Here is a 20,135-nt window from a genome sequence, read left to right on the forward strand (position 1 = left end):
TTTATAATGATTTGACTATAAACAAGTTGTTCTTTATTAAGGAGCTTCTTTCAATACACTTTATGAGATAAATAAAAAAAGCCCCGTAGGGCTTTTTTGAGATGTTCAAGTGGTTGTGATTTTAGTGGTCTGATGCACCAGAAGCACCAATACCTGTCATTGAACGAACATATTGAGCATCGAAAGAAGCGCGTTCTTTTTTCGCACGTGCTGAGCTGTCAGTTACCGAGAAGAACCAGCAGCAAAGGAACGACAAAGGCATTGCAAATAATGCAGGACCATTGAACGGGTTAATTGGGGTATCAGATATTTTTAAAGTATCTACCCATACTGCTTTAGACAGAATAATGAGTACAACCGCTGTTACAAGACCAACTACGCCACCAATGACCGCACCACGAGTTGTTAAACCTTTCCAGAACATTGAAAGAACAAGAATTGGGAAGTTTGCACAACACGCTACAGAGAATGCTAAACCTACCATGAATGCTACGTTTTGCTTTTCAAACAAAATACCTAAAATCATGGCAAAGATTGCTAAACCAAGCGTCGCGATTTTTGACATGCGAAGCTCTGAAGCTGGCGTGGTTTGACCTTTTTTAAATACGTTAGCGTATAAATCGTGTGAGATCGCAGATGCACCTGAAAGTGTTAAACCAGCAACAACAGCAAGGATCGTTGCGAACGCTACTGCTGAAATGAAGCCCATGAATAAGTCACCGCCTAAAGCGTCACTTAAATGCACGGCTGCCATATTGTTACCACCAACAAGCTCAAGTTTGCCGGTCATTGCCATTTTCGCAACATCAAGGAATTGCGGGTTGTTTGATACGAAAAGGATCGCACCGAAACCAATAATGAAAGTTAAAAGATAGAAGTAACCAATAAAACCTGTTGCAACGACAACCGATTTACGCGCTTCTTTTGCGTCTTTTACCGTGAAGAAACGCATAAGAATGTGTGGAAGACCTGCTGTACCAAACATGAGTGCCAAGCCAAGAGATAAGGCATCAATCGGGTTTGCGGCAAGTTTACCTGGTCCCATAATTTTTGCAGCATCTTCAAAGCTTACATCATGAACTTTACTGAACACTTCAATTGATTGGGTGAACATATTACTAAAGCTGAAACCAACCGCTTTCATCACCATAAAGGCCATGAAAGTTGCACCACTTAATAACATCACTGCTTTAATGATTTGTACCCATGTGGTTGCTAGCATGCCGCCGAAAATAACGTATGCCATCATGAGCAAGCCGACAATCACAACTGCAATGTTATAGTTCAAACCAAATAATAGTTTGATGAGCTGACCTGCCCCTACCATTTGTGCAATCAAATAGAACGCGACTACAACAAGCGAGCTGAAAGCAGCTAAAGTACGAACTGGTTTTTCTTCAAGACGGAATGACACTACGTCAGAAAGGTTATATTTACCAAGGTTACGTAAGCGTTCTGCCACCAAGAATAAAACGATTGGCCAACCGACCATGAACCCGAGTGAATAAAGCAAGCCGTCAAAACCTGAGCTAAACACCATTGCAGAAATACCAAGAAATGACGCTGCTGACATATAGTCACCCGCAATCGCCAAACCGTTTTGGAAACCACTGATCCCACCACCAGCAGTATAGAAGTCTTGCGCCGATTGAGTTTGTTTAGCCGCCCATTTGGTAATAAACAAGGTAAAGCCAACAAAGATGATAAACATGATAATGGCATGCCAGTTGGTGGCTTGCTGTTCTGCTTCACCTAAGTCCGGGCTTGCCATAGCAACAGTTGAATATAGCGATGCTGCTGCCAATAAGGCTTTCGCTTTGAATGAATTCCATTTCATATTAGTGTAGTCCTTTCTCATGCGTGATGGCTTCAACTTCCTTCAACGCTTCTTCACTCAATTGGTCAAGGGTATTATTTGCGATATAGGAATACACACCACAAAGTAGGAAAGATAAAACAATAATTCCTAAACCTAGCGGGATCCCCCATGTCGTTACACCACCACTAAAGGAACTCATCAAAAATTCTTTGTTGTAGCCCACAAGTAGCATAAAGCCCACATAAAGCACTAACATGATGATTGTGAGCGTCCAGCTTAATGCACTTTTTTTCTTGACCATTTTTTGAAACTTTGGATTACGTAGAATCTGTTCTACTTGGCTTTGATCCATAACCAAACTCCTTACATAGTGCCCAACCTTGGTCACTTTTTTTTAATGTATTTTTTCATTATTAAAGTTAGCAAGATTCCAGCTCAGTCGTAACTTAGACTTTGGTCGTTAAAATTTAATCAATTTATAGCTTTGTTTCGGCTTGGGTTATGATAGGCATAAGGTTTCACTTATGTAGGTCATATGAACAGCTGGCTGATTATTGGGGTGCTCACTCTTTATATTGCGCTTTTATTTGTCTGTGCTTTTTTTGGTGAGAAGCATGCCAGTCGTCTTAGCACGCGTGGCCGTATGTTTTTATTTAGCTTAACTTTAGGTGTCTATTGTTCCTCTTGGACATTCTATGGGGCAACTGGGGCTGCCGTACGTGAAGGCGTTATCTTCTTACCTATTTATTTAGGTCCACTGTTATTTGTCTGGTTTGGTTATGACATCTGGCGGCGTCTAGGTCGAGTTCGTCAGCATCATGCGATTTCGTCAATCGCTGACTTTGTCGCGGCACGCTATGGTAAAAGTGGTGTACTCGCATCGTTGGTGACTATTCTTGCAGTTATTGCGATTATCCCCTACCTCGCGTTACAGCTCCGTGCGATTGCGTTAAGTACCTCGGTCATTATGGAGCAAAGCTCGCATATTCATACGACGACCAACAGTGTGTTATTGCTCACCAGTGTGCTTGCGATTTTAGCCATGATTTTTGGTACAAGGCAGATTGCAAACACGGAGCAACACGGCGGCCTCATGCTTGCGGTTGCATTTGAATCATTTGTGAAGTTATTTGCCTTACTTTGTGTCGCTTTATTTTTTATTTTTGAATCACCGGCCAACCTGAGCCAAATGACCTCTGATGTAAACCAGACTTTTCAGGAAGTTCAGCTTTTTGGTGTACCCGAAACCTTCTGGATTCAAACATTATTGGCGGGCTTAGCCATTATTTGCTTACCACGTCAGTTCCACGTGGCGGTGGTCGAGCTACGCGATGAGAAGCATATTCGCGGTGCTCGTAAATGGTTCGCGGTTTATCTCATTTTAACTATTCTTGCCATTATTCCGATTGCAAGCTGGGCTTTACATGCCGCACCGAAGTTTCTGACCGTGCCTGATGTAGCTGTGTTGTCATTGCCTTTAAGTTATAACCAAGAGTGGCTGGCATTACTGGCCTTTTTAGGCGGGTTCTCTGCATCAACAGGTATGTTACTGGTGTCATCAGTAGCATTGTCTATTATGCTCAGTAACGACTTGATTATGCCTGCTCTATGGCGATTTAAGTTGCTGTCACGTCACGATAAGCATTTACCTAAAGTTCTTAAATTTAGCCGCCGTATCAGTATTGTTGCGGTGATGCTACTTGGCTTTTTATTCTTCCATTTCTTTAATGACATTAACCAACTTTCAGTTTTCGGCTTATTGGCCTTTAGTGCTGTAGCACAGTTTGCACCTGCACTGATTGGTGGTTTGTATTGGCGTGGCGGAAGCCGTCAAGGCGTCTATGCAGGACTTATTATTGGATTTTTAATGTGGAGTTATACATTACTATTTCCAACTATTTTGCGTAGCTTGCCTGAAGCCTATCAGGAAACTGCTCAAAGTATTTTACTTTTCGGTCCTTTCGGCATTAATGCCCTATGCCCGGAATCTTTATTTGGTTTTGAGTCATTTGCACCTTTAACTCATGGTGTTATTTGGTCACTCGGTTTAAATATTGTTTTATATATCTGGATTTCAAAAATTTATCGGCCAAGCGTCGCTGAGCAAATTCAGGCAGAAAGCTTCTTTTATTATGAAACAAAGCCTTTACCATCACCGCACACCTCTACTGATTTAACCTATCTTCCTCATGATGCGGCCCGCTTAAAAGTGGGTGATTTATTTGCCCTAGCCAAAAGAATTACGGGTGAGCAACCCACTACGCAAGCGTTCGAAAATTTTTGTGAGCAAAATCACCTCACCCTCAACCCAAATAGTATTGCCAATGGCATGTGGTGGCGTTTTACCGAGCAATATCTGGCCGGTATTATCGGTGCCGCTTCTGCACGTACGTTGCTCACAACAGCAATGATTAATAACGGTCTCGCTTTAGGGCAAGTGGCTAATATTTTAGACCAAGCATCGCAGTGGCAACGTTTTAATCAGAACCTTCTTATGACCATGATTGACCACATGACCCAAGGGGTAAGCGTGGTTGATAAAAATATGTGTTTGGTCGCATGGAACAATCAATATTTAAAACTGTTTGGTTACCCAAAAGACCTCGTTTATGTGGGCTGCCCAATTGCCGACCTCATTCGTTATAACGCCGAACGCGGTGAATGTGGTCCCGGTTCAGTTGAAGAACATGTGCGTAAACGCCTTCACTGGATGAAAGTGGGAAGTGCTCACGAATTTGAACGTATTCGTAAAGATGGCCGTGTAATTCAAATGCGAGGAAATCCGATTGCAGGTGGAGGCTTTGTAACGACATTTGCCGATATTACGGCCTTCCGTGCGAACGAAGCCGTGCTTGAAGCCCGCGTAAAAGATAGAACACAACAGCTTGCCGATGCCTTAACTGAACAACAGCTTGCACGTGAACAAGCTGATATGGCCAATATGTCAAAAAGTCGATTTATTGCCGCGGCAAGTCACGATCTATTACAGCCTATGCATGCTGCTCGTCTGTTTAGTACCGTTCTTGAGCAAAGTATTTCGACCGAAGAAGACCGCCAGACCCTACAACAGCTTGACCGAGCACTCTATGGAGCAGAAAGTATGCTCTCTGCCCTACTCGATATTGCACGTTTGGAAGGCGGCACCATACAACCAAAGAGACAACCTTATCCGTTGCATGATTTGCTCAGTGATCTTGAGTTGCAGTTTAAATCGATCGCTGCTCAGCGAAATATCTCACTGAAAGTCCACGATGTGTCTTTCTGGATCGATACCGACCCGCAGTGGATTCGTCGTATTATTCAGAACTTTGTCAGTAATGCTTTGCGTTATACCGCTAAAGGTCGAGTGGTGGTGGGTGTACTCCGCTCTGCGCAGCAGTCTGGACATATTCGAATTGGGGTTTGGGATACTGGACCAGGGATTGCCGAAGAACAACGGATTAAGCTATTCCAAGAGTTTGAGCGCTGTGGGCATTTATCACCTTGGGGTGAACAAGGTTTAGGGCTAGGACTTGCCATCGTACAACGTATGACAGGTTTGCTAAATTACCCTGTTCATGTTTACTCAGAGTTGGGCAAAGGCTCATGCTTTATGATTGAAGTACCTATTGTCGAGCCGCCAAAAGTTGCAACACCAGCTGTACAAGCCGTACCTTTAAAAACTAAAGCCTACCGTATTTTGTGCCTAGACAATGATGAAACTATTCTTGAAGGAATGAGTAGTTTATTAGGACGATGGGGTTATCAAGTTTTCAAAGCGACTGAACCTGAACAGGCGCTAGAAATTATTCAAAAAGAGAATATACAGGTTTGGCTCATTGACCAGCACTTAAACCACAATCAACTTGGCGTTGATTTTATTACTCAAAATCGTCAAGAAGATGTTCCTGTTGCCTTAATTACAGCGGACTCGCACCCTGAATTACCGCAGCAATTAAAAGAGCTGAATATTGTTTTACTCAAAAAACCGTTAAAACCTGCTTCATTAAGAGCATGGTTATCTGGGCTTAAAATTGCCAGCACGATAGACTAATCATTTATCGCTTCCCAACCTTTGATAAGTTTGGGGAGCGGTTCTTGGCAAAAATGTTTGACTGAATTTAAGCCAATAGGCAGAACTGCTCAAAAAGTCTACTTTTACCCAGTAAATCATTGACCAAAATTTCCAATACCTTTTTTTCTATGGCAAAGCCCACCTTTTTTGTAAGTGAACACTTGTATACTTAGTTACAATTTAATAAATCATTGTTTTTATAATAGATTATTTACGAAAAATCACCTTATACGACTTTAGTCGTATTCTACTTGCATTCTTCATGACACATAAATATTCAAAACGAATTTTTAAATTGTATAACGAATTATCAAATTGATTTCCAATCTATATAGCTTCACTGCTCTAGAATGAATGCAAAGGATAACTGCCATGAATATTTCTGATAACACCCCACAAGGGCAACTCTCGTCTCAACAATTTTATCGTCAATACAGTGCCAATGCCTTACTTCCTGAGTTAGATTGGCAAAGTATTTTTCCGCATAGCAAGCTTAGCGAAGCACATATCAAAGCACTCAATACTATTTATCAGTGTGCTGTACCTCTCGCACTTAATGTATTTCATGATCTAAATTTTGATGTATTTGCGCCTGCTGCCTATCATCCGCAAGGCTTGGGTTTATTTGATAAATTAGCCCAACAAGAAGAGAACTTCTTAAAAGTCCTTACTGCGGAAAGTGAAAACCTTGATCATGAAACACGCCATCAAATCTGGAGTATGCTTCTACGCGGTGGCGCTGTTCTGGTTTTCAAGGCCTGGCTTGGTCATGTCAAACTCGGAGAAAACCAGTTAGATATGACTCAGTTCGATGAGCTTTCTGACTTGCTGTTTATTAAGACTCCTCCACATCAACTTGCTGAACGTTTGCATGTAGATGAAAAAGCAAAACTTGACCATATCTTCTTAATGTATGGCAATGATATTTTCCTTGACCGGTTCAATAGCCTAGAAACTGCAGCTCTCTTTGTTGATTTAGGTGTTTATGATGCGGCTTTCTTAAGCTTGCGTGATGACCGTGTAGCTGAATATTTAAAAAGCAAGGGCTATGTGACCCAAGAACAAATTGATGATTTGCAATGTGCTCTTAACCCACTGTACTGCGACAGCCTAACACCTAAGCAAGATTGCCTTGCCTAAGTGGAACATATAAAAAAGACCTCAATTGAGGTCTTTTTTATTTTAGATTTTTTTATCTTCAATATTTAATGCACTAATTGCCAATACAGCCTGTGTACGATTTTGTACGCCTAGTTTTCTAAAAATAGCGGTTACATGCGCTTTAATGGTAGCCTCTGAAACATCGAGTTCATAAGCAATTTGTTTATTTAATAAACCTTCTGCAACCATCATCAAAACTCGGAATTGCTGAGGAGTTAACGACTGGATACGTTCAGCCAAAGCAGTTTCATCTGCCGCTCTCGGGTCAAGATTAATATTTGATGGCAAGTTTGGCGGTAACCAGATTTCCCCATCTAACACTTGACGGATTGCTTCACCAATATGACTTGGATGAGCCGATTTAGGAATATAACCCATTGCACCATGCGCAATTGCACGTTGAATAATTGACGCTTCTTCGTGTGCAGAAACCACAATAATAGGAATAGATGGATATTGTGCTCTTACATAGACCAGAGCCGAAAAGCCTGAAGCACCCGGTAAGTTTAAATCGAGTAATACCAGATCAGGTTCTGCCCCATTTTCCAAACGCTCATAAAACTCATCAACCGAAGCTGTTTCATGAATTTGTGCCTGCGGCAGGCTATAACGTACTGCTTGAATCAAAGCATGACGAAACAAAGGATGATCATCAACGATTAAAATATTCATAAGCGATTAAAGTAATCTTGAGCATAAGTATGGCCTATTGTAACCCTACTATTTAGATGAAAGATATGCTCATCTTATCCATTTTTATGCAAAATGTTGTTAAATACAGACCTTTGCTTCGATTTTCAGATGTTTTTTACCTTTTAATCAAAATTAATCTGTTTTTTATATAAGCTTTATTTTTATTCTAAAAAATATATCATCAATAATTATATAAAATAAAAACAGTTATTTAACTCGCTATTAAATAATAAAAATCAACTATTCGGGTTTTATATTTAAAACTGATAAGGTTGACCAATTTCGTTATTTTACAGTTCGCCAGCATTGTTGATTAATAAGTCCAATCTTCTTTTTTAGGCTTAGGAACCAAATCATGACTGGTATCACATCATCAAAACCCTTAAATATTGTTGCTGTTTCTGGTGGTTTGAATACGCCATCTAAAACCGAAAGTCTGGTTCAGGCCATTCTTGATGAGTTATCTGAAGCAATTGATATTAAAGTTCACTTTATTAAATTGAGTGAAATCGGGCCCTTATTAGGCGGCGCATTTTATCGCAACCAGCTTCCACAGCGCGTACAAGATGACCTTGCAGCGGTTGAAGCAGCAGATGCCTTAATTGTTGGTACGCCTGTTTACCGTGCTTCTTTTACAGGCCTTTTCAAACACTTTTTTGACTTCGTTGAACAAACTGCATTAGTAGATGTACCTGTACTTTTAGCTGCATCAGGTGGTAGTGATCGTCATGCACTCGTACTAGAGCATCAGCTTCGCCCATTGTTTAGCTTCTTTCAGGCGCAAACTTTACCAATTGGCGTATACGCAACAGATCGCGACTTTACTCCTGAATATACGGTGAAAAGTGAACAGTTATCTGACCGTATTACGCTAGCCGTAGCGCGTGCATTGCCAATTTTAGAATGGGCACCAGCGAAAGGTAAACGTGCTGAAGTGGTTAAACCTAAATCTCAGCAAGCGAATCAAGAGCTCGGTATTAACAAGCAAATTGAGCAAGAAGAAGTATTGCCTTCAGCAGCTGTACCAAATCTCGATGCAGCAGAATCTCGTTTGCATCATAAGTCCGGTAAATCATTAACGCATGTTGCCTAAGCGCAATATAGCTAAATAAAAATAACGAATGGGGAGAGAGCACCATGACGCAATTACAACAACCAATTAAATTTGCTTATTGGGTACCAAATGTAAGCGGTGGCCTTGTCGTAAGTAACATCGAACAGCGTACAGACTGGAGTTATGACTACAATGTTCGACTTGCACAGGCAGCCGAAAACAATGGTTTTGAATATGCGCTCACCCAAATTCGTTTTACGGCAGGGTACGGGGCAGAAAACCAGCATGAATCTGTGAGTTTCAGTCATGCATTACTTGCAAAAACTGAGAAACTTAAAGTGATTGCGGCTATTCTGCCCGGCCCTTGGAAACCGGCACTTGCAGCTAAACAACTCGCAACGATTGATTATCTAACTCAAGGTCGTATTGCCATTAATGTGGTAAGTGGCTGGTTCAGAGGTGAGTTTGATGCTATTGGCGAAGAATGGCCTGAGCATGATGAGCGTTATGTTCGCTCTGAAGAGTTTATTCGCACGCTAAAAGGAATCTGGACCACAGATAACTATAGTTTCGATGGTAAGTATTACCAATTCCAGAACTACACACTTAAGCCAAAACCTCTGCAAAAACCACATATTGAAGTCTTTCAAGGTGGTAGTTCACGTGCCGCACGTGACATGGCCTCTCGTGTGTCTGACTGGTATTTTACCAACGGTAATACTGTCGAAGAAATTCAAAAACAGGTCGAAGACATTCGTAATAAAGCGAAAGCCAATAACCATCAAGTTAAAATTGGAGTGAACGCTTTCATTATTGCTCGAGATACCGAAGAAGAAGCAAAAGCAGTACTTCAAGAAATTATTGATAAAGCCAACACTGAAGCAGTAAATGCGTTTGGCGATGCAACTCGTGAAGCGGGTGCCGCTTCACCAGAACAAGAAGGCAACTGGGCAAAATCAACTTTTGAAGATTTAGTTCAATATAACGATGGCTTTAAAACCAATTTAATTGGTACACCTCAGCAAATTGCAGAGCGGATTGTGGCGCTTAAAAATGTAGGTGTCGACTTGATTCTTTCAGGTTTCTTACACTTTATTGAAGAGGTGGAATACTTTGGTGAAAAAGTTCTGCCGCTCGTTCGTCAGTTAGAACTACAACAGGAAAAGGAGGTAGAAATTCAAGCTAAATCAGCCTAAAACCTCCAGTTAAAACAGCGCAAGACAATAAAAACAATAAATAAAAATAAAGACATATTGGCTCCAAGACTCGGCTTGGAGCTTTTATTTTTTAAGCTTTCTCTACTTCTCGAATAACAGTTTCAACTGAGTAACGACACCATTTTGAGAGGACTTCAATAAAAGCATTGAGTTCTGCTGGTTCGAAATGACTAACGATCATATAACAAGCATTACCCATAACCTTAAAGCACTCATCGATTTGTTCATATTGCTTTACTAAATTTTCAATTTCTTCAAAGGAGCGTTGTTCATTTAAATGCAAATGAATAAATTGTTTATGCCTGTATTGCACAGCAATGGTGTAATTTTTAATAACGCCTGCATCCATTAACTGAGCAATTCGCGCTCCTACTGCCTGTCCTGTCCGATGAACACGCTGCCCAATTTCTTTATTTGTTAAGCGAGAATCTTGCTTAAGCAATGCAATAATTTTTAGATCAATAGGGTCTAATTCAATATTCATTTTTCATAACGAAAGAAAACTGGCGATAATGCTTTCATAGGACTATAGCCGATTTTGCGGGCAGAGAATAACCTTGTTTTATCTTATACCAACAAGAGTATTCTCATGAAACAAGCACTATTAGTTATCGATGTACAAAATGATTATTTTAAAAATGGCAAAATGGAATTGGTTGGACCAGATCAAGCGCTCGATAAAATAAAACAGCTCGAGCAATATTTTAATGAAAAAGATTTACCAATTATTTATGTGCAACATATTAACCCGCCACAAGCCAGCTTCTTTCAAGAAAATACTGAAGGTGTTTTACTTCATTCAGAACTTAGTGCTGGCGGTGATTCATTAATCGTGACAAAGCATTATCCAAACAGTTTTTTAGAAACCAATTTAGAAGAACTTTTAAAAGCACATCAAATTGAACAACTCGTGATCACAGGCATGATGACACATATTTGTATTGATTCTGGCACACGTGCAGCCAAAGAGTTAGGTTATCAACCCATCTTAATTGGAGATGCCACTGCGACCCGTGATTTAAGCCATAACGGAAAAACTGTTAAAGCCGAAGATGTACAAACTGCTTTTTTAGCTGCTCTTGGTATGTTTGCAAGCGTACAAAATACTGCTGACTTTCTAGCAAAATCTTAAACAGGCTTAATAAAAAAGCCCCTATCGGGGCTTTTTTATTAAAACGTTATTTTTGTCTATCAGGATAAACTGTCGCAATCAGTTGATCCACCACAGCAGGTTCAGCTAGGGTTGAGGTATCGCCCAAACTATCCAGTTCATTCGCTGCAATTTTTCTTAAAATACGGCGCATGATTTTACCCGAACGGGTTTTAGGTAATGCCGGCGCCCAGTGCAGTGCATCTGGTGAAGCCACTGGTCCAAGTACCTTACGTACCCAGCTAATTAACTCTTTTCGCAGTTCTTCCGACTCGGGAACTCCCGCCTGCAAGGTCACAAAAGTACAAATACCCTGCCCTTTAATATCATGCGGCATACCTACAACAGCAGCTTCTGCCACCGATTCATGCGATACAAGAGCACTTTCAATTTCAGCCGTACCTAGACGGTGGCCTGAAACGTTTAAGACATCGTCAACACGTCCCGTGATCCAGTAATAGCCATCTTCATCACGGCGGGCGCCATCACCTGTAAAATAAGTATTTTTAAAGGTCGAGAAGTAAGCTTCAATAAAGCGATCTGGGTCACCCCAAATGGTACGCATCTGGCCCGGCCATGAATCTTTAATCACAAGATTACCTTCGGCAGCACCTTCTAGTTCATTGCCTTCACCATCGACAATAGCTGGTTGAATACCAAATAAAGGGCGTGTTGCCGAACCTGGTTTTAAAGCTGTTGCCCCCGGTAATGGCGCAATCAAAATACCACCTGTTTCGGTTTGCCACCATGTATCAACAATTGGACAGCGGCCTTCACCGACTACATTGTAGTACCAGTTCCAAGCCTCAGGGTTAATAGGTTCACCCACTGAACCCAACAAACGCAAACTACTACGGTTACTTTCACGTACATACGAATCACCTTCTCGCATCATGGCACGAATCGCGGTTGGCGCTGTATATAAAATAGAGACTTTATGTTTATCGACAACATGACCAAGACGTGCCCATGTTGGATACTGAGGCACACCTTCGAACATTAAGGTCGTCGTACCATTTGCCAGTGGCCCATAGATTAGATAACTATGGCCTGTAATCCAGCCGACATCAGCGGTACACCAGTACACATCATCTTGTTTTAAATCAAAAACTTCTTTAAAGGTACTCGCCACATACACCAGATAACCACCTGTAGTATGCAACACTCCTTTAGGTTTACCCGTCGAGCCAGAGGTATAAAGAATAAATAAAGGGTCTTCGGCCTTCATTGGTTCTGGAGGACAGTTTGCATCCACCTCCATAATAATAAGGTGATACCACAAATCACGACCCGGCTTCATCTCGATTGGGTTTGCATTACGGTAAACCACAATCACGTTTTCAACGCACTCTGTGCCCGGCAATGCTAGAGCCAAATCAACATTTTCTTTAAGTGGTAACAACTTACCGGCACGTAGGCTTGAGTCAGCCGTAATCACAAGTTTAGCTTGGCTATCTTCAATACGACTCGCCAACGAGTCTGGTGAGAAACCACCAAATACCACGCAGTGCACCGCACCAATACGGGCACAGGCTAACATGGCAATTGCGGCCTCAGTCACCATTGGCATATACAGCACAACGCGGTCACCTTTACCAATGCCATATTTCTTTAAAACGTTGGCGAAACGGCAGACTTCGTCGTGTAACTCTTTATAAGAAACGATTTTATGACGAGAAGGATGGTCACCTTCCCAAATAATTGCAGGTTTGTGGGGGTGTTCTTTAAGATGCCTGTCCAAGCAGTTTGCTGATACGTTCAACTCACCATCAGCAAACCATTCAATCTTGAAATTGTCTTTGTCAAAACTGGTATTTTTAACTTGGGTAAATGGCTTTATCCAATCGACAATTTTAGCTTGCTCTGCCCAGAATTCATCTGGGTTCTCGATAGAGTGTTGATAACGTTTAAAGTAGTCTGCTTCAACAGTACGAGCAGTTTTTTTGAATTCCTCTGGTACTGGATAGATCTCATTCATACGCAACTTCCTTGATCTTGTGCATCCCATCTCGAGACTGTGGCTATTATTTTACTGGATCTTATTTGTTTGCCTTTTCAGTATGATGACTCTTTCAAAGCCTAGACAATGCGACTTTGGTCATATATTAATCACTTACTCAAGCATACGAAATTGTGAACATTTTTATAAAATTAAGTTGATTTAAAACATTTGTCTATAGCTTTTACTTTTATAATTTTTTTAAGTTTTGATGGTTTTGACCATCAACAAAGTTTATTTTAGCTTTTAGAAGCAGTGCAGGAATAAAATAAGATGTTTGCCGAAACTCCCTCTTCACGTCCACCTCAACTCCCGTTTAAAGACAGCCCTTTTTCAATTCATGGCCGCTTTAACCGAATGAGTTATTTGGGTGGATATGGCCTGATTTATTTAGTCACAATCGTGGGCTATTTTATACTGGCTTCGTTTCTTGGAAGTTTTCAGCTTTCAAGTGATCTATTTAATTTTGAGTTTTACAGCTCTCTCTCCGGTATAAGTGCTTTAATGGTCTGGGCTTTCTGGCTATTTCTGATCTATCTCAACATTATTTTGGTCGTTCGACGCCTACATGATTTAAATAAAAGTGGCTGGATGGGACTACTGTTATTTATTCCAGTCGTTCAGTTCTTTTTTATGCTTTATTTACTGCTTGCTTCTGGTACAGCGGGCACTAATCAATATGGTCCTGTTCGGCCTTCAACGTTTATAGAAAAACTGATGGCTTGGCTTATTTTAATCGCTATTTTAATTAGCCTTATTTCTACAGCAGGCTTTTTTTACTACTTCTCTGGTACCGATACTATTCAAACCCCGACACAAATCTTACAAAAGGGAACGGAATACTTTTAATTAAAAAACACTTTATTATTTAGATGAACTCATTATAGTAGGCGCACATTTTATCTCCTACTATGATGGAAGCTGAAAAGGCTTTCTGAATTTATTCAATTAGAGACTTGTCGTGGCTGATGAACAAAAATCCTTAACGGATGTTGCAAAAAATACAGGCGAACTTTTGCAAGAAGCAGGTACTAAAACCACTCAAACAGTTTTAGCGCATACCGAGAAATACCATGATGCCTATACCACTATCGACAAAATCGTAGATAGTTTTTGGGAACGTGTACCTTATATCTGCATTGCAATTGTTGTTTTTCTTATTTTTTGGCTACTGACCAAATTATTTAAGTTCTTTGTTCGTAAGACTTTAGAAAATCGCTCTTATACTCGTCAAAATCTTGTTTTAGTTTTAAACCGTGTCGGTAGTACAGCGATCTTATTCTTTGGTTTCTTAATAGCCCTTGTCATTATGATTCCAGGGTTCACACCAGGCCAGCTTATGAGTGCGTTAGGTATCGGTTCGGTCGCCATTGGTTTTGCATTTAAAGATATTTTCCAAAACCTACTTTCAGGTATTTTGATTTTATTGAGCGAGCCATTCCGTATTGGCGATTCAATTGTGGTGAATTCACTTGAAGGAACTGTAGAAGACATCCAGATCCGTGCAACCTTCCTACGCTCACCGGATGGTCGCCGTATTGTTATTCCAAATGCAACGGTTTATACAAGTGCCTTAACTGTTAATACTGCTTATCAACAACGACGCTGTGAGTTCGTAGTCGGAATTGGCTATGATGATGATGAGCAAAAAGCAAAACAGATTATTTTAGATATTCTCAATAATGACCGAAATGTACTGAGTCAGCCTGCGTTTTCGGTTAACGTCACAGCTTTAGCAGATTTCTCGGTTAACCTGACTGTACGCTGGTGGGTTGATACCACTGAAACTGATATCTCTTCATCTATTAGTAATATTCAAGCTCAAGTAAAACAAGCTTTCAATGAAAATGATATTGATATTCCTTACCCAATTCAGGAATTAAAAATGGTATCTAATCCACCAACTTTAAACCCTGAAACATCAGCTAAACAAACGACCTAAAATATAAGAAATAGACGTTTCGGTTCTTAAAATACGGTTGCCTAAGCTCATAGCTTGGCAGCCGTTTTTTATGAGCAAATCTACTTCGTAAGGAATAAATCCCCCTTCCGGTCCGACCACTACACTACAAGCATGGCTAATATTAATTGGCATACGTTGCTCAGCATAAGGATGAGCCACATAGGCAGGTGTTTCCTGCGTAATTAAACTTGGCAAGACGTCTTCAACAAAAGGTTTAAAGCGTTTATAGAGTTGAATTTCAGGAACAATTGTATCGCCTGCTTGCTCAAGTCCCAGCGTAACGTAGTTGTCTACTTGCTGTAAAAAAGGTGTTTGCCAATAGCTTTTATCAACACGATAACTATGAATCAGGCTTATCTTTTCAACCCCTAAAGTCACACTGTCCATAATTAGACGGCGTAAAACTTTAGGTCTTGGTAAAGCTACAATTAAATGAACCGGAAGTTTTGCTGGTAGTGGTTCTTCACGAATAGGCCGTATACGGACTTCATGCTCATTCATCGAAACAATTTCAGTGATATAACGGGCGCCGTTGCGAATACCAACTTTTAGATTCTGGCCGACTGTAATATCAAGATGTTCACGCAAATGCTGTAATTGACGTTTTGAATGGATAGACCATGTATCCGATTGAACATCTTCAGACTCTAGTAAAACAATATTCATGATTTTTCGGCCAGATAGCGATTAATCACCCCGATATGTTTTTGTAAGGAACCTTGATTACGTTGCAACACTTTATGCGCCTGTACCACTAACTGTTCAGTCGCCTCAGGTTCTGCCAGACATGCTAACCAGATATCAACGACCTGCTGCGCATCTTGAGCAATAAGCACAGCATTTTCATCAATGAACTCATCGACAATCGTTTGAAAGTTAAAATAACGCGGTCCAACCACAGTAGGTACATTTAAAACCATAGGTTCTAAAATATTATGCCCACCACCCGGCTCATTTAAAGAACCGCCTACAAAACACACCTGACTTAAGGCATACCATAACCAGAGCTCACCCATACTGTCAGCGAGATAAACTTGCGTGCTGGCATGAATACTTTGGCCCATACTTCTACGATGCGTAATTAAATTTAAATTTTGGCAAATTTCAAATACTTCATCGAAACGCTCAGGATGACGAGGCACCACAATACACACCAACTTACGATCTGAATTTAAATAAGGTGCGAGTGCTTCCAAAATTTGTTGTTCTTCGGGTGCATGTGTACTGGCAATTGTCACAACCTGCCGATTTTCCAGATACCACTGCTGATGCAATTGGGCAGCTTGTTTAATAAAAGCCTCTGGTGCATGGATATCAAACTTAATATTACCAACGACCTGACTTTTGTGTTCGTCTAAACCAAGCTCAACATAACGCTGACGAGTTGCACTATCTTGCGCTAACACCCAGTCCAGCTGTTTTAACATACCTGCGGTTAAACCCGAGACTTTGCCATACCCCTTTGCAGATTTTTCTGACAACCGAGCATTAAGCAGCAAACAAGGTACATGCTGTAACTTGGCTTGATCGATTAAATTTGGCCAGAGTTCAGTTTCAACCAGTGCTAAAAGCTTTGGCTGATATAACTCAAAAAATTTTTTTAAAAGAGGCTTCTGGTCTACAGGCAAATAAACGGCTTGAAATAAATCTAAATAAGGTTCTTTTAGAAAAAGTGACTTGGCACGAGCCTGACCTGTTTTCGTGGTATTGGTCACTAAGACTGGCTGCCCAAGTTTTAGATAATACTCAATTAAAGGCTGTGCAGCATTGGTTTCCCCGACTGAAACAGCATGAAACCAGATCGCTTTTACATTCTTCGGTGCTTCAAACGGCCCAAATCTTTCCAGACATTCCTGCTGATATAATTCTAGACTTTCTGCACGTCTTTTTATCCGCCAACGATAAAACGGTTTTAATAAATGAAGTGCGGTGTTGTACCAAAATGGGGTCGCCAAGCGGTTTGCCTCAAATAGTCAAAATTCAAAAACTGCGGAAAATATAACATAGATAAAAAAAATGGCAGAGTTTCGATACCTAAACTCTACCATATACAAGAAAAGTCATTTACTGAACTCACAAAAGAGCAAGTTCAGCACATAGTAAATTTAAATAATATTATGAACTTATGAAGCTTCTAAAGCCGGATAGTCTGTATATCCTTCAGCGCCTTTAGCATATAAAGTTGTTGGTTGAAGTTCATTTAAAGGTAAGCCTTGTTCTAAACGCTGTAATAGATCTGGGTTAGCGATATATGCTTTACCAAAAGATACAGCATCTGCTTGACCTTCACGCAAGATACGTTTTGCTGACTCTGGTGTCAGATTTTCATTGGCAATCCATACACCATTAAATTTTTTACGTAATTGTGGGCTAATACTATCAGCTGCTTCATATTCACGAGAGAAAATGAAAGCCACATTACGTTGGCTGAGTTGTTCAACCACATAACCAAATGTCGCTAGCGGGTTTTCATCACCCATATCATGCGAGTCGCCACGCGGTGCAATATGCACACCTACTCGGCCAGCGCCCCACACTTCAATAAAGGCATCAACTACTTCTAATAACAAGCGAGCGCGGTTTTCAACCGGACCACCATACTCATCATCACGCTGGTTAGTATTACTTTGAAGGAACTGGTCAATTAAATAACCATTTGCTGCATGTAGCTCAACGCCATCAAAACCTGCTGCTTTAGCCAATTCAGCTGAATGCTTATATTGAGCAACAATTTCCTGAATTTCTTCAATTGAAAGCGCACGTGGCGTTACATATGGACGTTTAGGGCGTAATAAACTTACTTCACCCGCAGGTTGAATCGCACTCGGTGCAACAGGAATATCGCCATCTAAAAGCTCTGGATGTGAAATACGACCCACATGCCACAGTTGAACTACAATTTTTGAACCTTGAGCATGAACTGCTTCAATAATCTTATTCCATGCTTGTGCTTGCTCTTGTGACCATAGTCCCGGAGTATCTGCATAACCTACGGTTTTTGAACCAATCACTGTTGCTTCAGTGAGAATGAGACCAGCATTTGCACGTTGCTGATAATATTGCACCATTAAATCGTTGGGAACACGGCTTTCGCCACTACGCGCACGTGTTAATGGGGCCATTACCAGTCGATTTTTAATTTCAAAATCACCAACTGTTAAGGGAGTATTGAGTTCAGCCATGATCGCCTCGACTTACACTTTATTTGTTTTAAAGTGTTTGTTTTAAATGTTCGATATATTGCTGAATCAAAGCTTCGTTACGTGAAAAATAAGACCATTGTCCATATTTTTGGACCTGAATGAGACCCGCCTGCTGTAATACAGACAAATGATTGGACATCGTAGACTGAGCTACTTTACCCAAACGTTCAATATGACCTGCGCAAACCCCTTTTTCAAAACTACCACCACACTCTTCTACCGGTAAATAATGCTCCGGCTCTTTTAACCATTGCAGAATCTGCCGACGCAGAGGATTGGCTAGGGCTTTGCTAATTGCATCAATATCCATAGGCTCAACACGTCTTGTAAACGAACAAAGCTTTGTTCAGCATTTCGGAAACATAATATCGTATTTTGACGATATTCATATCTATTTTTTTCGATATTCATATCGTATTTTTCCGATTAACTTCCAAACACTGAACTGCTTTGCCGTTTTAATCGCTAAAAATTTAAGAGTTATAGAGAATTAAAAGTTCAAAAGACTCTTATAACCCCTGTTTTAAACTCGCTTCAATAAAACGATCAAGGTCACCATCAAGAACCGCACCAGTATTTGAATTTTCAACACCCGTACGTAAATCCTTGATTCGAGAGTCATCAAGTACATAAGAACGAATTTGGCTACCCCAACCAATATCAGACTTCGAGTCTTCAAGTGCTTGAGCAGCTTCATTACGTTTTTGCATTTCTAATTCATACAATTTTGCACGTAACTGTTTCCATGCATGATCACGGTTCGCATGCTGTGAACGTTGGTTCTGACATGCCACTACAATACCAGTCGGAATATGCGTCAAACGTACTGCCGAATCGGTTTTGTTAATGTGCTGACCACCTGCACCAGATGCACGGTAAGTATCAGTACGAACATCTGAAGGATTAATATCAATTTCGATATTGTCATCAACTTCTGGAGAAATAAATACCGCAGAGAAAGAAGTATGACGACGGTTACCACTGTCAAATGGTGATTTACGTACTAAACGGTGTACACCAGATTCTGTACGTAACCAACCATACGCATATTCACCTTCAACACGAATCGTAGCAGATTTGATACCTGCGACGTCACCGTCAGAGACTTCCATAAGTTCTGCTTTAAAACCATGACGTTCAATCCAGCGCATATACATACGTAATAGCATTGAAGCCCAATCTTGTGCTTCTGTACCACCTGAACCCGCCTGAATCTCGACATAGCAAGGATTCGGGTCCATTGGATTGCTAAACATACGGCGGAATTCAAGTTTTGCTAATTCTTCTTCAGCAGTACTCAGTTCAGACTGAACATCTTCAAGCAAGCTTTCATCATCAGCTTCTACAGCCAAATCCAACATTGCTTTTGCATCTTCAAGCTGTGTAGATAAGCCATCTAATACATTAATGACATTTTCTAGTTCGCCCTTTTCTTTCGCCATTGCCTGAGCACGGTTTTGATCATTCCAGATCGCAGGGTCTTCTAACTCACGTAAAACTTCTTCTAAACGTTCTTTTTTTAGATCGTAGTCAAAGATACCCCCGTAGTGTTTGGCTACGATCAGTTAAGTCTTTCAATTGGTTTAGATAAGGATTAATTTCCACGCGAGTGTTCCCATAAAAGCAGATAAACAGTCGAATATTTTATCATAGCTACGGTTATCTTCGAACCTGCTTTAATCGCTAACTCTTATTTCAATGAATAAGTTTGCTAATTTTCTTTCAGTAGATTTTAAGCTTAACTCGTAACATCCCCATACAAAATTGGGTACTTTTCCAGCATTTTTAAGTTTCTACACAAAATCTCCTCATTTTTAATAAA

17 protein-coding genes are annotated in these 20,135 nt (G+C 40.6%); 7 read left to right on the forward strand and 10 right to left on the reverse strand.

Going from position 1 to position 20,135, the window contains the following annotated elements; translation table 11 throughout:
• Positions 1-121 precede the first annotated feature (121 nt).
• Positions 122-1,837, reverse strand: coding sequence for a cation acetate symporter (locus RFX69_RS06210; RefSeq protein WP_000871878.1), 1,716 nt, complete (start codon positions 1,835-1,837; stop codon positions 122-124).
• A gap of 1 nt (position 1,838) precedes the next feature.
• On the reverse strand, positions 1,839-2,171 hold the full coding sequence (locus RFX69_RS06215; protein ID WP_000372818.1) for a DUF485 domain-containing protein: 333 nt from the start codon (positions 2,169-2,171) through the stop codon (positions 1,839-1,841).
• Between the two features lie 183 nt (positions 2,172-2,354).
• Here RFX69_RS06215 and RFX69_RS06220 point away from each other — a divergent pair, with 183 nt between their 5' ends.
• Complete coding sequence (locus RFX69_RS06220; RefSeq protein WP_289332974.1) at positions 2,355-5,852, forward strand: PAS domain-containing hybrid sensor histidine kinase/response regulator; 3,498 nt, start codon at positions 2,355-2,357, stop codon at positions 5,850-5,852.
• A gap of 393 nt (positions 5,853-6,245) precedes the next feature.
• Positions 6,246-7,013 (forward strand): hypothetical protein, encoded by a 768-nt coding sequence (locus tag RFX69_RS06225; protein ID WP_001026735.1) that lies wholly within the window; start codon positions 6,246-6,248, stop codon positions 7,011-7,013.
• Positions 7,014-7,055: 42 nt separating this feature from the next.
• On the opposite strand, the gene RFX69_RS06230 is transcribed toward RFX69_RS06225, so the two are convergent.
• Positions 7,056-7,706: a response regulator transcription factor gene (locus tag RFX69_RS06230; protein ID WP_001023261.1), complete on the reverse strand. Its 651-nt coding sequence runs from the start codon at positions 7,704-7,706 to the stop codon at positions 7,056-7,058.
• A 376-nt stretch (positions 7,707-8,082) separates the two neighbouring features.
• Here RFX69_RS06230 and msuE point away from each other — a divergent pair, with 376 nt between their 5' ends.
• The gene (gene msuE / locus RFX69_RS06235; RefSeq protein ID WP_000145860.1) at positions 8,083-8,820 is read left to right on the forward strand and encodes an FMN reductase; all 738 of its coding nucleotides are present in this window, start codon (positions 8,083-8,085) and stop codon (positions 8,818-8,820) included.
• Positions 8,821-8,864: 44 nt separating this feature from the next.
• Positions 8,865-9,977, forward strand: coding sequence for a dimethylsulfone monooxygenase SfnG (gene sfnG / locus RFX69_RS06240; RefSeq protein ID WP_000192767.1), 1,113 nt, complete (start codon positions 8,865-8,867; stop codon positions 9,975-9,977).
• Between the two features lie 91 nt (positions 9,978-10,068).
• Here sfnG and RFX69_RS06245 read toward each other — a convergent pair whose 3' ends face one another.
• Positions 10,069-10,482, reverse strand: coding sequence for an Lrp/AsnC family transcriptional regulator (locus RFX69_RS06245; protein ID WP_001019415.1), 414 nt, complete (start codon positions 10,480-10,482; stop codon positions 10,069-10,071).
• A 105-nt stretch (positions 10,483-10,587) separates the two neighbouring features.
• Here RFX69_RS06245 and RFX69_RS06250 point away from each other — a divergent pair, with 105 nt between their 5' ends.
• Complete coding sequence (locus RFX69_RS06250) at positions 10,588-11,130, forward strand: cysteine hydrolase family protein (protein ID WP_000806371.1); 543 nt, start codon at positions 10,588-10,590, stop codon at positions 11,128-11,130.
• A 46-nt stretch (positions 11,131-11,176) separates the two neighbouring features.
• Here RFX69_RS06250 and acs read toward each other — a convergent pair whose 3' ends face one another.
• The gene (gene acs / locus RFX69_RS06255) at positions 11,177-13,126 is read right to left on the reverse strand and encodes an acetate--CoA ligase (protein WP_001002965.1); all 1,950 of its coding nucleotides are present in this window, start codon (positions 13,124-13,126) and stop codon (positions 11,177-11,179) included.
• 294 nt (positions 13,127-13,420) lie between these two features.
• On the opposite strand from acs, the gene RFX69_RS06260 reads away from it, so the two are divergent.
• A complete protein-coding gene (locus RFX69_RS06260) occupies positions 13,421-13,996 on the forward strand; it encodes a DUF805 domain-containing protein (protein WP_000457175.1) in 576 nt (191 codons plus the stop codon).
• A gap of 112 nt (positions 13,997-14,108) precedes the next feature.
• Complete coding sequence (locus RFX69_RS06265; RefSeq protein ID WP_000752854.1) at positions 14,109-15,089, forward strand: mechanosensitive ion channel family protein; 981 nt, start codon at positions 14,109-14,111, stop codon at positions 15,087-15,089.
• Here RFX69_RS06265 and RFX69_RS06270 read toward each other — a convergent pair.
• The 5 genes from RFX69_RS06270 to prfB form a co-directional block, all read right to left on the reverse strand.
• Positions 15,069-15,776 carry a 16S rRNA (uracil(1498)-N(3))-methyltransferase gene (locus RFX69_RS06270; RefSeq protein ID WP_001028413.1) on the reverse strand — a complete coding sequence of 236 codons (708 nt, stop codon included), beginning with the start codon at positions 15,774-15,776 and terminating at the stop codon, positions 15,069-15,071. The genes RFX69_RS06265 and RFX69_RS06270 overlap by 21 nt on opposite strands.
• Positions 15,773-17,065 (reverse strand): 3-deoxy-D-manno-octulosonic acid transferase, encoded by a 1,293-nt coding sequence (locus RFX69_RS06275; protein WP_030425386.1) that lies wholly within the window; start codon positions 17,063-17,065, stop codon positions 15,773-15,775. Before RFX69_RS06275 ends, RFX69_RS06270 begins: the two co-directional genes overlap by 4 nt.
• 168 nt (positions 17,066-17,233) lie before the next feature.
• Entirely contained in the window at positions 17,234-18,292 is a 1,059-nt protein-coding gene (locus tag RFX69_RS06280; protein ID WP_000819050.1) for an alkene reductase, read from the reverse strand.
• A gap of 28 nt (positions 18,293-18,320) precedes the next feature.
• The gene (locus RFX69_RS06285; protein WP_000350419.1) at positions 18,321-18,623 is read right to left on the reverse strand and encodes a helix-turn-helix transcriptional regulator; all 303 of its coding nucleotides are present in this window, start codon (positions 18,621-18,623) and stop codon (positions 18,321-18,323) included.
• 199 nt (positions 18,624-18,822) lie between these two features.
• Positions 18,823-19,918, reverse strand: a protein-coding gene (gene prfB, locus RFX69_RS06290) for a peptide chain release factor 2 (RefSeq protein ID WP_096640204.1) whose coding sequence is annotated in 2 segments (ribosomal slippage) — positions 18,823-19,845 and positions 19,847-19,918 — 1,095 coding nt in all. Because the reading frame shifts where the segments join, the coding sequence is not laid out codon by codon here.
• Positions 19,919-20,135: the final 217 nt, after the last annotated feature.

Source organism: Acinetobacter sp. 148, from assembly GCF_031196675.1.
GTDB classification, from domain to species: Bacteria; Pseudomonadota; Gammaproteobacteria; order Pseudomonadales; family Moraxellaceae; genus Acinetobacter; species Acinetobacter baumannii.